This window comes from Pseudomonas sp. GD03944 (assembly GCF_029839275.1).
Classification (GTDB): Bacteria; Pseudomonadota; Gammaproteobacteria; order Pseudomonadales; family Pseudomonadaceae; genus Aquipseudomonas.
The window spans coordinates 171160-187217 of sequence record NZ_JAOCAH010000001.1 but is presented as its reverse complement, the minus strand read 5'-3'; the positions used below and the strand labels follow the sequence as shown (position 1 = coordinate 187217).

Annotated in this window: 13 protein-coding genes; 5 read left to right on the top strand and 8 right to left on the bottom strand. The window is 66.7% G+C overall.

Annotated features, from left to right (window positions below):
- Positions 1–38 precede the first annotated feature (38 nt).
- The 4 genes from N5C28_RS00890 (at position 39) to N5C28_RS00875 (ending at position 3552) form a co-directional block, all read left to right on the top strand.
- A complete protein-coding gene (locus N5C28_RS00890) occupies positions 39–1739 on the top strand; it encodes a VWA domain-containing protein (protein ID WP_279819030.1) in 1701 nt (566 codons plus the stop codon).
- A 2-nt stretch (positions 1740–1741) separates the two neighbouring features.
- Positions 1742–2335 carry an RNA polymerase sigma factor gene (locus N5C28_RS00885; protein ID WP_279819027.1) on the top strand — a complete coding sequence of 198 codons (594 nt, stop codon included), beginning with the start codon at positions 1742–1744 and terminating at the stop codon, positions 2333–2335.
- Positions 2332–2964, top strand: a complete 633-nt coding sequence (locus N5C28_RS00880) for a hypothetical protein (RefSeq protein WP_279819024.1) — start codon at positions 2332–2334, stop codon at positions 2962–2964. The genes N5C28_RS00885 and N5C28_RS00880 overlap by 4 nt, the downstream gene beginning before the upstream one ends.
- 84 nt (positions 2965–3048) lie before the next feature.
- Positions 3049–3552, top strand: coding sequence for a hypothetical protein (locus N5C28_RS00875; protein ID WP_279819022.1), 504 nt, complete (start codon positions 3049–3051; stop codon positions 3550–3552).
- Here the strand turns inward: N5C28_RS00875 and N5C28_RS00870 are convergent.
- From N5C28_RS00870 to N5C28_RS00835, 8 genes are all read right to left on the bottom strand, one after another.
- Entirely contained in the window at positions 3549–5375 is a 1827-nt protein-coding gene (locus N5C28_RS00870) for a long-chain-acyl-CoA synthetase (protein ID WP_279819019.1), read from the bottom strand. The genes N5C28_RS00875 and N5C28_RS00870 overlap by 4 nt on opposite strands.
- Before the next feature lie 152 nt (positions 5376–5527).
- Entirely contained in the window at positions 5528–6352 is an 825-nt protein-coding gene (locus tag N5C28_RS00865) for an NAD(P)-dependent oxidoreductase (RefSeq protein ID WP_279819016.1), read from the bottom strand.
- Positions 6353–6534: 182 nt separating this feature from the next.
- Positions 6535–8523 carry an acetyl/propionyl/methylcrotonyl-CoA carboxylase subunit alpha gene (locus tag N5C28_RS00860; protein WP_279819014.1) on the bottom strand — a complete coding sequence of 663 codons (1989 nt, stop codon included), beginning with the start codon at positions 8521–8523 and terminating at the stop codon, positions 6535–6537.
- Between the two features lie 97 nt (positions 8524–8620).
- The gene (locus tag N5C28_RS00855; protein WP_279819010.1) at positions 8621–9421 is read right to left on the bottom strand and encodes an enoyl-CoA hydratase-related protein; all 801 of its coding nucleotides are present in this window, start codon (positions 9419–9421) and stop codon (positions 8621–8623) included.
- Between the two features lie 101 nt (positions 9422–9522).
- Positions 9523–10683 carry a citronellyl-CoA dehydrogenase gene (atuD, locus tag N5C28_RS00850; protein WP_279819007.1) on the bottom strand — a complete coding sequence of 387 codons (1161 nt, stop codon included), beginning with the start codon at positions 10681–10683 and terminating at the stop codon, positions 9523–9525.
- A gap of 41 nt (positions 10684–10724) precedes the next feature.
- The gene (gene atuC, locus N5C28_RS00845; protein ID WP_279819004.1) at positions 10725–12341 is read right to left on the bottom strand and encodes a geranyl-CoA carboxylase subunit beta; all 1617 of its coding nucleotides are present in this window, start codon (positions 12339–12341) and stop codon (positions 10725–10727) included.
- A gap of 4 nt (positions 12342–12345) precedes the next feature.
- On the bottom strand, positions 12346–13212 hold the full coding sequence (locus tag N5C28_RS00840) for an SDR family oxidoreductase (RefSeq protein ID WP_279819001.1): 867 nt from the start codon (positions 13210–13212) through the stop codon (positions 12346–12348).
- Between the two features lie 135 nt (positions 13213–13347).
- Positions 13348–15129: a DUF1446 domain-containing protein gene (locus N5C28_RS00835; protein ID WP_279818998.1), complete on the bottom strand. Its 1782-nt coding sequence runs from the start codon at positions 15127–15129 to the stop codon at positions 13348–13350.
- A gap of 217 nt (positions 15130–15346) precedes the next feature.
- Here N5C28_RS00835 and N5C28_RS00830 point away from each other — a divergent pair, with 217 nt between their 5' ends.
- Positions 15347–15970 carry a TetR/AcrR family transcriptional regulator gene (locus N5C28_RS00830; protein WP_279818996.1) on the top strand — a complete coding sequence of 208 codons (624 nt, stop codon included), beginning with the start codon at positions 15347–15349 and terminating at the stop codon, positions 15968–15970.
- Positions 15971–16058: the final 88 nt, after the last annotated feature.

Genomic DNA, 16058 nt, shown 5'->3' with positions numbered 1-16058 from the left:
ACTGGGACGAAGCGTTCTTTCATCCCAGGAGATGCACCATGCGCCCGCTCGCTCACCCCGCTGTGCTGTGTGGTTTTACCGGTACCCTGTTGCTGGCCCTGACAGCCTGCAACGCCACCTCGCCAGACACCCGTACCGAACCGGCCGCCAAGGCCGATGCCGGGACGGCGGTGCTGCACGAGTCGTCGGCCCAGCCGCCGGCTCGACACGCCGAGCTGGCGCGCTATGCGCCCGCGGCCATCGCCGCGATGCCGGCTGCCCCGCTGGTCGACCAGGCCCTGCCGGGTTATCACGATGCCAACCGCGAGCAGTACCAGACCCTGACGGCCAACCCGGTGCACGCCGTGAGCGAGGCGCCGGTCTCCACCTTCAGCCTGGATGTCGACACCGGCAGCTACGCCAATGTGCGGCGTTTCCTCAACCAGGGGCAGTTGCCGCCGGCCGATGCCGTGCGCCTGGAGGAGCTGGTCAATTACTTCCCCTATGCCTACCCGCAGGCCACCGGTGATGCGCCGTTTGGCGTGGCCACCGAGCTGGCGCAGACGCCGTGGAACCCCGAGAGCCGGCTGCTGCGCATCGCGATTCGCACGGAAGACCGCAGCGTGGCGCAGCTGCCGCCAGCCAACCTGGTGTTCCTGGTGGACGTCTCCGGCTCGATGGACCGCCGTGAGGGCTTGCCCATGGTGCAGGGCACCCTGAAGCTGCTGGTCGACCAGCTGCGAGCCCAGGACAAGGTGTCGCTGGTGGTCTACGCCAGTGAGTCGAGCGTGGTGCTGGAACCCACCGCCGGTTCGGACAAGGCGACCATCCGCGGCGCCATCGAACAACTGCGTGCGGGCGGCTCGACTGCCGGCGAGTCGGGCATCCAACTGGCGTACCAGCAGGCACAGAAGGGCTTCATCAAGGGCGGCATCAACCGCATCCTGCTGGCCACCGATGGTGACTTCAACGTCGGCATCAGCGATTTCGAGACGCTCAAGGCCCTGGCTGCCGACAAGCGCAAGACGGGCATTTCCCTGACTACCCTGGGCTTTGGCACCGACAATTACAACGAGCAGTTGATGGAACAACTGGCTGACGCCGGTGACGGCAACTACGCCTACATCGACAACCTGCGCGAGGCGCGCAAAGTGCTGGTGGACCAGCTCAGTTCGACCCTGGCCGTGGTCGCCAAGGACGTGAAGGTGCAGGTCGAATTCAACCCGGCCCAGATTGCCGAGTACCGCCTGCTGGGCTACGAGAACCGGATGCTGCGTCGGGAGGACTTCAGCAACGACAAGGTGGACGCCGGTGAAGTCGGGGCAGGGCAGAGCGTCACCGCGCTCTACGAGATCGTCCCGGCCGGCGGCAAGGGCTGGCTGGAACCGCTGCGCTACCAGGCCAAGGCCGAAACCAGGGGGCGTTCCGGCGAACTGGCCCTGCTGCGCGTTCGCTACAAGGCCCCGGAGCAGGCTACCAGCCGCCTGCTGGAAATTCCGGTGACCGCGCCGGCCCAGGTGGCGGCGATCGGCGAGGCCAGCGAAGACCTGCGCTTCGCCAGCGCCGTGGCGGCGTTCGCCCAGCAAGTGCGGGGCGGGCAATACACCGGCGCGTTCGACCTGGCCGCCAGCGCCCAACTGGCGCGCAGCGGCAAGGGTGAAGACCGCTTCGGCCTGCGCGGCGAGTTCGTGCAACTGGTCGAATTGGCCCAGAGCCTGCAAACTCAGCACCCTGTCCCCGACACTGCCAAGGCCGACTGAGTGTGACCACCCCTGTAGCGAGTATTCCCGGCGATGACGACGCGCACCTGCTGCGTCGTTACCGGCAAGGCGATGCCGAGGCGTTTGCGCAGCTGTACCAGCGCCATCGCCTCGGCCTGTTTCGTTTCCTCTGTGGCCTGTGCGGCGACCCGAGTGTGGCCGAGGAGGTCTTCCAGGAGACCTGGCTGAGCCTGATCCGCAGCGAGTCGGTGCAGCGCGAGGCGGTGCTGTTCAAGACCTGGCTGTACCAGATCGCCCGTAATCGCCTGATCGATCACTGGCGCAAGCACGGCAAGCAGCAGGGCTTGAGCGAGGCCTACGACGAGCAGGTGCACGACCAGCCCAGCGCCGAGGCCGGCCCCGAGCAGCAGCTCGACTTGAGCCGCGACCAGGCGCGCTTGCAGGCGGCCCTGGACGACCTGCCGGCGGAGCAGCGCGAAGTGTTCCTGCTGCGCGCCCATGGCGACCTGGAGCTGCACGAGATCGCCGAGTTGACCCGCACGCCAGCGGAAACGGTGAAAAGCCGTCTGCGTTACGCGTTACAGAAGTTACGTCGGCTGCTGGCTGACCCAGCCGCCGAAGAGGTGTCCGCATGAAAGGTCCACACGATCTGCCCCACGACGAGCAGCAACTGCTCCAGCACTACCGGGCACACAGCGACGCCGAACCGTCGGCCGAGCTGGATGCGCGCATCCTGGCCGCGGCGACCCAGGCCGCACGGCGGGTCGAGCCGACGCCCGGCCCGTTGGCCCGGGTGCACGCCTGGCTGTTCGGCGGCGCTGGCCGCACCCGCTGGTCGGTGGCGTTCGGCAGCCTGGCGCTGCTGGGCCTGGGGCTCGGCCTCAGCCTGAAGACCCTGGAGCAGGTGCCACCGGTCTACGACAGCCCGGCCCCCGCCGCCCCGGCCATGCAGCGCTACGCGGCTCCGGCCGCGTCGATGGAGCGAAAGGTGCTGCGCGAAGAGGCCGAAAAAACCACCGAGGGCAGTCCTATGGCCGACCTGATGTTGGCCGAGGAACCTCCGGCCCCCCTCGCCAGCGCCGCTCCGCTGGCGCGCAGTTCGTCGGAAATCGAGCCCTGGGTGCCGGCGTTGCAGGAGGTGCTGGCGCTGCGCAAGCGAGGCGAGGAAGGCCGAGCCAGTGCGCTGTTCAAGGACCTTCAGCGCCGTTATCCGCAACAGGATATGGACGAACAGCTGCGCCGCCTGGAGGCACAGGAACCGTGATCCGACCCTTGCCAGGTGGCGTTCTGCGCGCGAGCATGGCGCGGTCGTTCCAGATAGCCTTTCCCAAATAGCCACGAGTTCGTCATGAGTGCACCCCGTTACCTGGCCCTGTTGTTGCTCGTTCCCCTGCTCACTGCCTGTGAGCCGGAAACCGAGCCGGCCAAGGTCGTCCCGGAAAAAACACCGCCCGCGGCGGTCGAGCAGAAGCCGGTGACCGAGGTCGAGCAGCCTGCCCCGGAGGTCGCCAAGGCCGAAGCACCGGCCAAGCCGGCTGCGACGGTGGCACCCAAGGCTCCGGCAGCCGCGCCCAAGCCGCCGAAAGTGGCGGCCAAGGCCCCGCCCGAATCTGCGGCAGAGGCGCCCAAGACCAAGCTGGACCTGTCCCTGCCCAAGGACCTGGCCGAACAGCTGAATGCCGAGGATCGGGGTGACGCGGCGCTGGTGCCGTTGCTGCCACCGCTGTTCGAGGAGAAGAAACCCGAGCAGAACCCCTTCCAGGTCAGCGGCAAGCTGCTGACCAACGACGTGGACAAGGATTACTGGGATTCGGTCGAAGGCGCCGAATTGCAGTTCGAGTTCAAGCGCTAGAAGCGGTAGCGCTGCGCCTGGATCGCCTCGAAAGCGTCCACATCCAGCGGCTCGAATGCTGCCGCACCCGGTAGCCGCGCCAGCAGCGGATCACTTACCTGTTGCGGGTCGTAGCCGGCCTGCTTGAGGTCGGTCTTCTTGTACTTGAAGGTGCCGGTGGTCTCTACCTCTCGCAGCAGGCGGATGAACAGCGGGGCGGCGTAGGCGGGGAGTTCCCGGTCAAGGAACCGCGCCAGCGCTTCGCCATCCAGGATCTGGCCCGGTTGCAGGCGCAGGGCGGCCATGCCGCAGCGGCCGTTGGTGCCGGGAATCTCCACCCCATACACCACCGCGTCCTCGACCCCCGGGTAGCTACCCAGCACGTTTTCCACCTCGGTGGTGGAGACGTTCTCGCCTTTCCAGCGGAAGGTGTCGCCCAGGCGGTCGACGAACTGGGTGTGCTTGCAGCCGATGTCGCGCATGAGGTCGCCGGTGTTGAACCAGGCGTCGCCCTTCTTGAACACGTCACGCAGGATCGCCGCTTCGCTCTTGCTCGGGTCGGTGTAGCCGTCGAACGGCCACTTGGCGCTGATCTCGCTGATCAGCAGGCCGGGCTCGCCCTTGCGGGTCTTTTCCAGAAAGCCCTTGGCGGTGCGGATGGCCCGGTCGTTTTCCAGGTCATAGCGGACGATGGCGTAGGTGGCGGGGGAGAAGCCCACGGTATTGTCGAAGTTGAAGACGTTGGTGAAGCCGATATTGCCTTCGCTGGAGGCGTAGAACTCGGTGATCTGCTCGATGCCGAAGCGCTGCTTGAACTCGGCCCAGATCGACGGGCGCAGGCCATTGCCGATCATGCAGCGCAGGCTGTTGTCCTGCTCTGCCGGGCAGGGCGGCTGGTTGAGCAGGTAGCGGCACAGTTCGCCGATGTAGCCGAAGCAGGTGGCGCGGTAGCGCTGCACGTCCGGCCAGAAGGCGCTGGCGGAGAACTTGCGGCGCAGGGCGATGGCCGCGCCACCGGCCAGGGCCGCGCCCCAGCACACGGTCACGGCGTTGTTGTGGTAGCAGGGCAGGGTCAGGTACAGCACGTCCTGATTGTTCAGGGTCAGGCCGGAGTGGCCGAAGCCGCCGTAGGCCTTGATCCACTTGCCGTGGCTGAGGATGGAGGCCTTGGGCAACCCGGTGGTGCCCGAGGTGTAGATCAGGAAACACGGGTCCTTCATCCGCACCTTGGCGCTGTCCGGCGGGTTGCTCTCGGCCTGGCGGCGGGCCAGGACCATCAGGTTGTTCCAGCCATCCTGCGACTGCCCCGCGTCGGCCAGGCAGTCCTGGTCGGCCACCCAGTAACGGCCCAGGGCGCGATTATCCAGTTGGTCGGCGATCTCGCTGAACGGGGCGAGCAGTTCGTCGCCGACCACGGCGATGTCGGGCTTCACCAGGTTCACGCTGTGGGCCAGCACCTTGCCGCGCTGGGTGGTGTTGAGCAGGGCGGCCACCGCCCCGAGTTTGCTGAGCGCGGCGAGGATCGCCAGCACTTCCAGGCGGTTTTCCAGCATGACCGCCACCACGCTGCCATGGCGGATGCCCTCGGCCTTGAAGGCCCAGGCCAGGCGGTTGGCCCAGCGGTTGAACTGGGTGTAGGTCAGCAGCCGGCCTTCGTCCATCAGCGCCGGCCGGTCAGGATTCTGTTGCACGGCGCGTTCCAGCGCCCAGGCCAGCGACAGGTTCTTGTCCCGGTTGCGGATGCCGGCGTAGTACAGGCCCTGGAGCATGCGTGGCACGCGGGGCAGGTGCACCGGCAGGCGGGCCAGGAAGCGAAGCGGGGAAATCAGGTCGTCCGGGGTCATGATGTTCGCACGTGTCGCTGGAAGGTATCCAGGACTCTAGACCGCCCGAACAGGGTGGGGTATGGCCCTGGCGCGACGGGCACCGGGCAGATGGGCAAATGGCTGGGGCGACCGGCCAGGGCGACCCGCTCGAGGCGGGCCGCCGCTTGGGGTCAGTCGACGAACAGGTCGGGAATCAGCGTGCCGCCCGCGGGATCGAAGCGGTAGTGTTCGAACTCGGTGGCGCCCTGTTCACGCAGGATGTCTTCGTCGATCAGCAGGCGCCCGGTGATGCGGCGACCCTCGCTGGAGAGAATGGCGTGGGCAGCGTCGGCCATGATCTGCGGCACCCGGGCGCGCTTGAAGGCGTCGCGGCTGCCCAGTTCGAACTCGATGGCAGCGGTGGCGATCATGGTCTTCGGCCACAGCGAGTTGACGCTGATGCCGTACTTCTTGAATTCCTCGCTCATGCCCAGGGTGAGCATGCTCATGCCGTACTTGGTGACGGTGTAGGGGCCGTGCTGGGCGAACCACTTGCTGTCGAGGTTGAGCGGCGGCGAGAGGTTGAGGATATGGCCGCTGGCGCTTTTCTTCAGGTACGGCAGCGCCGCCTGGCTGCACACCATCACCGCGCGGGTGTTGATCTGGTACATCAGATCGAAGCGCTTGGGTTCGAGCTTCTCCACGCCCACCAGCTTGATCGCCCCGGCGTTGTTGACCAGGCCGTCGATGCCGCCGAAGTGCTCGGCCGCCTGGGCCATCGCGGCTGCCACGGCCTGCTCGTCGCGCACGTCCAGTTGCAGGGCCAGGGCCTTGCCGCCGGCCTGCTCGACTTCTCTGGCGACGCTGTGGATGGTGCCTTCCAGCTTCGGATGCGGTTCGGCGCTCTTGGCCGCGATGACGATATTGGCGCCGTCGGCAGCCGCCTTGAGGGCGATCTCGCGGCCGATGCCGCGGCTGGCGCCGGTGATGAACAGGGTCTTGCCGGACAGTGACATGGGCGTGCTCCGTCTTGTTGTTAGGGGCGCCGTGGGAGGAACCGGGTGGTGATCCGCTTCAGCTGCGCCGAACGACGCTCGCGGCTGAAGCCCCTCCCACGGTATGTACCTTCAGCGTAGGGTGGATGACGCTTTACCTATCCGCCATCGGCGGTGATAGACAAGCCTCATCCACCGGGCGATCACACCTCGGCGGCTTCGATCTCCACCAGCAACTGGCGGTTCTTGACCTGGTCGCCCTGGCTCACGCCGATCCGGCGGATCACGCCGTCGACGCCGGCCTTGAGCGGGTGTTCCATTTTCATCGCTTCCAGCACTACCAGCAGTTGGCCTTTGGCGACCGTCGTGCCTTCCTCGACCAGCACTTCGACGATGGCGCCGTCCATCGGTGCCTTGACGCTGCCGGATGCCGCGGCGCTGCTGCCGGTGGCCGGGGCGTGGGTGATGTCCTGCAGCTCCAGGTTGCCGTTGTGGCCGTAGAGCCAGATGCCGTCGCCTTGCAGATGATAGGCCAGGCGCTGGCGCACACCGTCCAGTTCGACGTGGGCCCAGCGACCGTCGGCGGCGAGCAGGGTCAGTTCCACCGCCTGTTCGCCGACCGTGGCCAGCAGGCGCGGCTGGGTGCCGTCGCCGAGTACCTGCAGCTCCACCTCGATGCGTTGTTCTGCCTGTTTCAGCACGAAGCGCCAGGGCGCACTGCCGGCGCTGCGCCAGCCGGCGAGCTGCTGCTGGTGCGCGCGGCTGCTGGCCGAGCGCTGGTAGAGCAGGGCGGCGACCACCGCCAGCTCCCGGGCCGATGGCGGCTGCGGGCTGAGGCTGGCGTCCTGGGCGAAATGCTCGCCGATGAAGGCGGTGGTGGCGTTGCCAGCGGCGAATTCCGGGTGCCCGAGCAGGTTGGCCAGGAAGCGCTGGTTGCCGTTCACGCCCAGCAGCACGCAGTCCTCGACGGCGCGCAGCAGTTTGCGCCGGGCCTCGTCGCGGGTGGCGCCGTAGGCGATGACCTTGGCCAGCATCGGGTCGTAGAACGGGGTGATGGCCTGGCCCTCGACCAGGCCGTGGTCGATGCGGATGCCGTCGCGCAGCGCCGGTTCCCAGCGCAGGGCGGTGCCGGTCTGGGGCAGGAAGTTATGCGCGGCGTCCTCGGCGTACAGGCGCACCTCCATGGCATGGCCGGTGAGACGGATGTTCTCCTGCGCCAGGGGCAGGGGCTGGCCGGAGGCCGTGCGGATCTGCCAGGCCACCAGGTCCTGGCCGGTGATCAGCTCGGTGACCGGGTGCTCCACCTGCAGGCGGGTGTTCATTTCCAGGAAGTAGAACGCGCCGCTGGCGTCCAGCAGGAATTCCACGGTGCCGGCGCCCACGTAGTTCACCGAGGCCGCGGCCTTGACCGCCGCCTCGCCCATGGCCTGGCGCAGGGTCGGGGTCATGACCGGGCAGGGCGCTTCCTCGACCACCTTCTGGTGGCGGCGCTGCACCGAGCAATCGCGCTCTCCGAGATAAACGATGTTGCCGTGCTGGTCGCCGAACACCTGGATTTCCACGTGACGGGGCTGAATCACCGCCCGCTCGAGGATCAGCTCGCCGGAGCCGAAGGCATTCTGCGCTTCGGAGCGGGCGGTGCGGATCTGTGCGGCCAGCTCGCTGCCGTCGTTGACCAGGCGCATGCCCCGGCCGCCGCCGCCGGCGCTGGCCTTGATCATCAGCGGGTAGCCGATGCGTTCGGCTTCGCGGGTCAGGGTCGCTTCGTCCTGGTCGGCGCCTTCGTAGCCGGGGATGCACGGCACGCCGGCTTCGAGCATGGCGATCTTCGACAGGCGCTTGCTGCCCATCAGGTGGATGGCTTCCACGGTGGGGCCGATGAACACGATACCGGCGGCCTCGCAGGCCCGGGCGAACTCGGCGTTTTCCGAGAGGAAGCCGTAGCCCGGGTGGATGGCGTCGGCGCCGGTCTTGCGGGCGGCGGCGATGATGTTCTCGATCACCAGGTAGGACTGGTTGACCTGGGCCGGGCCGATGCACACGGCTTCGTCGGCCAGCTGTACGTGGCGTGCGTCGGCGTCGGCCTCGGAGTAGACCGCGACGGTGCGGTAACCGAGGTCCTGGGCGGTGCGCATCACCCGGCAGGCGATCTCGCCGCGGTTGGCAATCAGGATCTTGTTGAATGCGGGCATCTTCGTGCTCCTGCTGTGCTACTTGGTCGAGTGTGTGGGAGGGGCTTTAGCCGCGATGGATAGCGCCGTTTCGCGGCTAAAGCCCCTCCCACAAGGTTTAGTTGGCAGCCCACGCGGGCTTGCGTTTCTGCACGAAGGCCATGGTCCCCTCGACCCCTTCGGCGCCCGTGACCGCTGCGGCGAATTGTTCGGCGGCGCTGTCCAGCAGCGGGCCGAGGGCTTCGCTTTCGCTGGCCAGCAGCAGGGCCTTGGTCTGGGCGTTGGCCTGGGGGGCGCATTGGCGAACCTGGCCGATCACCTCGGCCAGGCGCTGCTCCAGGGCTTCGCCGTCGGCTTCGCAGTAATGCACCAGGCCCAGGCGCAGCGCCTCGCTGCCGTCGAAGCGCGCGGCGGTAAGCGCCAGGCGGCGGGCCTGGGTCAGGCCGACGCGACGCACCACGAACGGGGCGATCTGCGCCGGCAGGATGCCGAGGGTGGTCTCTGGCAGGCCGAACCTGGCGCCCTGGGCGGCGATGGCCACGTCGGAGACGCAGGCCAGGCCGAAGCCGCCGCCGAGCACCGCACCCTCCAGCACGGCGATCAGCACCTGGGGCGAGGCCTGGGCGTGCTCCAGCAGCGCCCCGAAGGCGCGGTTCAGCTCGCGGTAGGCGTCGCCGCCTTTGGCTCGCGCACCCGCCATGTCCTTGATATCGCCGCCGGCGCAGAAGTGCCCGTTGGCACCGCGCAGGACAATGGCGCGCACGCCCTGGTCATGGCGCACGGCCTCCAGGGTGGCGCGCAGCTCGCCGACCATGGCCAGGCTCATGGCATTGCGGCTGTCCGGGCGGTTGAGGGTGACGTGCAGCACGCCGCCTTCCAGGCTCAGCAGCAGGGTGTCGCAGTGGGGCAGGTCGCTCATCGGTTCCACCGTGTCAGTCGTTCATGGGCGGCCGAAGCCGCTTTTCACATCGATGGTGCCCACGCGGACGGTTCGGCGTGGGCACCCTGGCCGTGTGGCGATCAGCCTTTCTTCTTGCCCGGCAGGATGCCCATCAGCTTGCAGATGATGCCGAGCATGATTTCGTCGGCGCCGCCGCCGATCGACACCAGGCGTACGTCGCGGTAGGCGCGCGATACCGGGTTGTCCCACATGAAGCCCATGCCGCCCCAGTACTGCAGGCAGCTGTCGGTGACCTCGCGGCCGAGGCGACCGGCCTTGAGCTTGGCCATGGAGGCCAGGGTGGTGACGTCGCGGCCGCGCACGTACTGCTCGGTGGCCTGGTACACCAGGGCGCGCAGGGCCTCGACCTCGGTCTGCAGCTCGGCCATGCGGAAGTGGATGACCTGGTTGTCGATCAGCGGCGCGCCGAAGGTCTTGCGCTCCTTGCAGTAGTCGATGGTGCTGTTGATGCAGTGCTCCAGGCCCTTGATCATGTTGGCGGCGCCAAACAGGCGTTCCTCCTGGAACTGCAACATCTGCATCATGAACCCGGCGCCTTCGTGGCCGATGCGGTAGCGCTGGGGCACGCGCACGTTGTCGAAGAACACCTGGGCGGTCTCCGAGCTGCGCATGCCGAGCTTGTCCAGGTGCGGGCTGACGCTGATGCCCGGGGTGTTCATCGGCACCATGATCAGCGACTTGTTGACGTGGGGCTTGTCGTCGCTGGTGTTGGCCAGCAGGCAGATGAAGTCGGCCGACGGCGAGTTGGTGATCCACATCTTGCTGCCGTTGATCACGTAGTCGCTGCCGTCCTTGCGGGCGGTGGTCTTCAGGCCGGCGACGTCGGAGCCGGCGCCGACTTCCGAGACGCCGATGCAGCCGACCATTTCGCCGGTGATCGCCGGGCGCAGGAACTCTTCGCGCAGCTCATCGGAACCGAAGCGGGCCAGGGCCGGGGTGCACATGTCGGTCTGCACGCCAATCGACATCGGGATGCCGCCGCAGATGATGGTGCCGAACTCTTCGGCAGCGACGATCGAGTAGCTGTAGTCCAGGCCCATGCCGCCGAATTTCTCCGGCTTGGAGATGCCCAGCAGGCCGAGGTCGCCGGCCTTCCTGAAGATGTCGTGGATCGGGAAGCGCCCGTCCTTTTCCCACTGCTCTACGTTCGGGTTGATTTCCTTCTCGACGAAATTGCGCACCGTGCGGCGGAGTTCTTCGTGTTCCTGGGTAAAGATCATTTTTCTTGTTCTCCGTGAGATCTCGTGGAATCAGGGTGGGGTCAGAAACGGGCCACGCCGAACCGGTTGGATTTGAGCGGCCGGCGCTGGGCTTCGGCACAGATATCCAGCAGGTAGCCCAACAGCTTGCGCGTGTCGCGCGGGTCGATCAGGCCGTCGTCCCACAGGCTGGCCGTGCCGTAGAGCGCGGTGGACTGGCTGTCGAGCTTCTGTGCGGTGACCTGCTCGAGCATGTCGAGCATCTTCGGATCGGCTTCCTTGCCCTCCTTGGCGTGCTTGTCCTCGGTGACGATGCGCAGCACCTTGCCGGCCTGGGCGCCGCCCATCACCGCGGTGCGGCTGTTGGGCCAGGCGAAGATGAAGCGCGGGTCGAGGCCGCGACCGCACATGGCGTAGTTGCCGGCGCCGTAGGAGCCGCCGACCACGATGGTCAGCTTGGGCACCGTGGCATTGGCCACCGCCTGGATCATCTTCGAGCCGTGCTTGATCACGCCGAGCTGTTCCGACTCGGTGCCGACCATGAAGCCGGTGGTGTTGTGGAAGAACAGGATCGGCGTGTTGCTCTGCTCGCAGAGCTGGATGAACTGCGCCGCCTTGGCCGCACCGCGCGGGGTGATCGGGCCGTTGTTGCCGATGAAGCCGCAGGCCTGGCCTTCGATCTGCAAATGGCCGCAGACGGTCTGGCTGTCGAACTCGTTCTTGAAGTCGAGGAATTCCGAGCCGTCAGCGATGCGCGCGATGATCTCGCGCACGTCGTAGGGCTTCTTCGCGTCTGCCGGGACGATGCCGAGCAGCTCGTGGGCCGGGTACAGCGGCTCGCGCCAGTGCTTTTCCGGCTGGGCCGGCAACTGGGCGTTCCACGGCAGCATGCCGATGATTTCCCGGGCGATGCGCACGCCGTCGGCGTCGTTCTCGGCCAGGTACTCGGCGGTACCGGCGACCTGGGCGTGCATCTCGGCGCCGCCGAGTTCTTCGTCGGTGGCGATTTCACCGGTGGCGGCCTTGAGCAATGGAGGGCCTGCCAGGAACATCTTGGCCTTGCCGCGCACCACCACCACGTAGTCCGACAGGCCCGGCTGGTAGGCGCCGCCCGCGGTGCTGGAGCCATGCACCACGGTGACCTGCGGCAGGCCCATGGCCGACATGCGCGCCTGGTTGGCGAAGCCCCGGGCGCCTTCGACGAAGATGTCGGCGGCGTAGTTGAGGTTGGCGCCGCCGCTTTCGGCCAGGGTCACCACCGGCAGTTTGTTTTCGAAGGCGATCTGCTGCAGGCGCAGGGACTTCTTCAGCCCGGTGGGGGAGATGGTGCCGCCCTTGATCGCGCTGTTGTTGGCGATCACCAGGCAGCGCACACCGGCGATGTAGCCGATGCCGGCGATGATCCCGCCGCCGGCCTGGCTGCCGTCCTTGTCGTCGTGCAGCTTGTAGCCGGCCAGCGACGACAATTCGAGGAACGGCGCGCCGGCGTCGAGCAGCAGGTTGATGCGTTCGCGCGGCAGCAACTGGCCGCGCTTCTCGAACTTGGCCTTGGCTTCCTGCGCCTTGTCGAGCACCTTCTGCTCGACGTCGCGGAAGCTGGCGATGGCGCTCAGCATGGCGTCGCGGTTCTGGGCGAAGGTGTCGCCATGGACATCGATTTCCGATTGGATCACGGGCATCGCCTTACTCTCCCTTGAGCACGTCAGGCACGTAGGCCCGGTGGAAACCGTTGTAGGACTCGCTGTTTTTTGCCTTGCCCAGGGTCCAGGCACGGGTGCCCTGGCTGGCGGCGCCGTCGATGCGGATGGTGTTGCCGCTGATGAAGTTGGCGCCGGGGCTGAGCAGGAAGACGATGGCCGCGGCCACTTCGGATTCGGTGCCGATGCGCTGCAGCGGTACGTGGTCCTTGAGGTTGCGGATCATGGTCTTCATCGACTCGGGGTAGGTGTCCATGCCGCTGGAGGCGATCCAGCCAGGCGCCACGGCGTTGACCCGAACGCCAGCGTGGCCCCACTCGTAGGCAGCAGTCTTGGTGAAGTTTTCCATGCCGGCCCGGGCGGCGCCGGAGTGGCCCATGCCGGGCATGCCGCCCCACATGTCGGCGAGCATGTTGACGATGCTGCCGCCGTGCTTGCTCATGCTCTGCAGGAAGACTTCCTTGGCGATCAGGAAGCCGCCCACCAGGTTGGTGCGCACCACGGTCTCGAAGCCTTTCTGGTTGATGCCGATCAGCGGCGCGGGGAACTGGCCGCCGGCATTGTTGACCAGGTGATGGATCGGCCCGCGCTCGACCACCACCGCCGCAACCATGGCCTTGACCGCATCTTCGTCGCGGATATCGCAGGCCTGCCAGCTGGCGCTGCCACCATCCTCGGTGATCTCGCCACAGGTTCTTTCCAGTTTTTCCGCCTTGCGCCCGACCAGCACCACATGGGCGCCGAGGGCTGCCAGCTCATGGGCCGTGCAGCGGCCTATGCCACTGCCACCGCCAGTGACCAGGATGGTCTGGCCGGCGAACAGGCCGGGTTTGAATACGGAGTCGTAGCTCATTGTTGTTGTCCTTCGACCTTACCGTGGGCACCACCATGTCAAGGTGGTGCGCTATTGATCAGTTTGTAGGGTGGAAAACCGCGCAGCGTTTTCCACCAGAGCCGGTGGATGGATGAAGCGTCATCCACCCTACGACTACATTATCTCGGCCAGCGCCCTGGGCACCGGCACCGGGAATTCCAGCAACTGCTGGGCGAATGCCTTGCCCTGGGGGTCGATGCGCAGGCTGGCGACACCGCCGCCGCCCAGGGCGTTTTCCAGCAGGAAGTTCAGGCTGTGGGTGCCCGGCAGGTACCAGCGGCTGACGATGCCGCTCTTGGCGTCGAGCACATGGCCCAGCCATTGGGCCACGGCGTCCTCGGTCAGCGCAGCCGCGATCCACGCCAGGTACTCGGGTTTTCTGGCCATCACGCCGATGTTGCTGTGGTTGCCCTTGTCGCCGGAGCGCGCCACGGCCAGCTTGATCAGCGGCACCTGGCTGTCGGCCGTGCCGTTCGGGGCCGGGATGTCGTTGATCGGCCCCGGGCCATCGAATGCGTCGAGGGCGGGCAGGGCGACCGGCAGGCGCTGGTCGCCCAGTTCGACCTCCAGCGGGCAGGCCGATTTGTCCGCGAGAAAGGAAAACAGGCGAATCACCGGGTACACCGTGGGGCGCCCGCCGACGATGCCGGTCAGGCCCGGCGCCATGCCGGTTGCGGCCTGGGCGATTTCCCGGGAGAACAGGATCAGCGCTTCCTTCTTGGCATGGCGCACGGCGATCTTGATCACCACTTCACGGGTGTCCCGACGCTGGCCGTGGGGGCCGTAGGTGGTCTCGCTGCCCAGCAGTTCGATGCTGACTTCGCTGTAGGGGCCCCAGCCACGCTCGGCGAACATTTCCGTGGTCTTGGCGATGATCGCCTGGCTGACGCGCTCGGCCTTCTTCACCGCATCGATGCCGGCGATCAGGCAACTGGCGGTGCAGCGGAAACCGTCCGGATACGTGGCGCTGACCTTGTAGCTGCGGGTCGGCGGCAGGCCCCGGGCGCCGCTTACCGCGACGCGGTCGGGCCCGGCCTGCTGCAGGCTGACCTGTGTGAAGTCGCAGACCACGTCAGGCAGCAGGTAGGCGCGGGGGTCGCCGATTTCGTAGAGCACCTGCTCGCCCACGGAGAAAGGCGTGACCAGGCCACCGGAACCTTCTGGCTTGCTCACGCAAAAACGGCCGTCGGCCTCGACCTCGACGATGGGAAAACCGATGTGCTCGTAGTCCGGCACGCTTTCCCAGTCGGTGAAGTTGCCGCCGGTGCACTGGGCGCCGCATTCGATGATGTGCCCGGCCAGCGCGGCCTGGGCCAGCTTGTCGTAGTCGTTCCAGGCCCAGCCGAATTCATGCACCAGGGCGGCGCTGACCACGGCGCTGTCGACCACGCGACCAGTGATGACGATGTCGGCACCCTGGTTCAGCGCCTCGACGATACCGGGCGCACCCAGGTAGGCGTTGACCGAGACGCAGAAGGGCGGCAGCGGGGCGCCGGTGAACATTTCCGTGGTGCCGGCCTTGCTCAACTGGCCCAGGCTGGGCAGCAGGTTGTCGCCATGCAGCACGGCGATCTTCAGGGCGACGCCGGCTTTTTCGCAGGCCTCGGCCAGTGCCTTGGCGCAGGCCTGGGGATTGACCCCGCCGGCGTTGCTGATGACGCGGATGTTCTGCTTGGCAATGTCGCCCAGCAGGGGCGCAAGCACCTCGACGAAGTCCGTGGCGTAGCCCTGGTCCGGTTTCTTCATGCGGGCGCCGGCCATGATCGACATGGTGATCTCGGCCAGGTAGTCGAATACCAGGTAATCCAGTTCGCCGCCCCGGACGAGCTGGGCGGCGGCGGTGGAGGTGTCGCCCCAGAAAGCGGAGGCGCAGCCGATGCGTACGGTTTTTGTCATTGGAAGGGTCCGCAACACACTGAGAAGGTGAAAAGAACACTACCAAGCAAGCGCTTGGTTTGAAAGCCCCGCCTGCAATATTTCTTGCGCAAAGATGGCCAAGCGCTTGCTTGGTAAGCCCGCGAGGCATAAATTTCATCAATAACGACAAGCACTTGCCGGAATCTGCTGCCAATTGGCGATTCGTCGAGCGCACAGGGCCTTGGGGAGTACCAGCGTGAACGATCAACAAGCTCAGGCAGTCATGCGCGATCTCGTCGCCAGTGGGCAGATCACCGACCCGGAAAGCGCCCGGGGCAAGCTGCTGCAGACCGCTGCGCACCTGTTTCGCAGCAAGGGCTACGAGCGCACCACGGTGCGCGACCTAGCCAGTGCGGTGGGCATCCAGTCCGGCAGCATCTTTCATCACTTCAAGAGCAAGGACGAAATCCTCCGGGCCGTGATGGAAGAGACCATCCGCTATAACACCGCAGTGATGCAGGCCTCGCTGGACGAAGCCACGACCCTGCGCGAGCGGGTGCTGGCGCTGATTCGTTGCGAGCTGCAGTCGATCGTCGGCGGCACCGGCGAGGCCATGGCGGTGCTGGTCTATGAATGGCGTTCACTGTCGGAAGGTGGCCAGCAGTTCATCCTCGACATGCGTGACCAGTATGAGCAGCTCTGGCTCGACGTACTGGAAGAGGCCCGGGCCGCCGGCTACGTGAAGGCCGACCCGTTCATCCTGCGGCGTTTCCTGACGGGGGCCCTGAGCTGGACCACCACCTGGTTCCGCCCTGAGGGCCCGATGACCCTCGATGAACTGGCGGAAGAAGCGCTGTCGCTGGTGCTCAAGGACGTTTGAAGCCGACGTGCTCGTGGCCCTAAGCCTGGGGCAGCACGCGGCGGGTGGATATGACCAGGTGCGAATGACCCGCTTCTTCGCACAACAG

Coding starts and splice junctions, on each gene's coding strand:
- N5C28_RS00880 (WP_279819024.1), top strand. CDS start 2,332: ATGAAAGGTCCACACGATCTGCCCCACGACGAGCAGCAACTGCTCCAG.
- N5C28_RS00870 (WP_279819019.1), bottom strand. CDS start 5,375: ATGACCCCGGACGACCTGATTTCCCCGCTTCGCTTCCTGGCCCGCCTG.
- N5C28_RS00855 (WP_279819010.1), bottom strand. CDS start 9,421: ATGAGCGACCTGCCCCACTGCGACACCCTGCTGCTGAGCCTGGAAGGC.
- atuC (WP_279819004.1), bottom strand. CDS start 12,341: ATGCCCGTGATCCAATCGGAAATCGATGTCCATGGCGACACCTTCGCC.
- atuD (WP_279819007.1), bottom strand. CDS start 10,683: ATGATCTTTACCCAGGAACACGAAGAACTCCGCCGCACGGTGCGCAAT.
- N5C28_RS00860 (WP_279819014.1), bottom strand. CDS start 8,523: ATGCCCGCATTCAACAAGATCCTGATTGCCAACCGCGGCGAGATCGCC.
- N5C28_RS00875 (WP_279819022.1), top strand. CDS start 3,049: ATGAGTGCACCCCGTTACCTGGCCCTGTTGTTGCTCGTTCCCCTGCTC.
- N5C28_RS00840 (WP_279819001.1), bottom strand. CDS start 13,212: ATGAGCTACGACTCCGTATTCAAACCCGGCCTGTTCGCCGGCCAGACC.
- N5C28_RS00835 (WP_279818998.1), bottom strand. CDS start 15,129: ATGACAAAAACCGTACGCATCGGCTGCGCCTCCGCTTTCTGGGGCGAC.
- N5C28_RS00865 (WP_279819016.1), bottom strand. CDS start 6,352: ATGTCACTGTCCGGCAAGACCCTGTTCATCACCGGCGCCAGCCGCGGC.
- N5C28_RS00890 (WP_279819030.1), top strand. CDS start 39: ATGCGCCCGCTCGCTCACCCCGCTGTGCTGTGTGGTTTTACCGGTACC.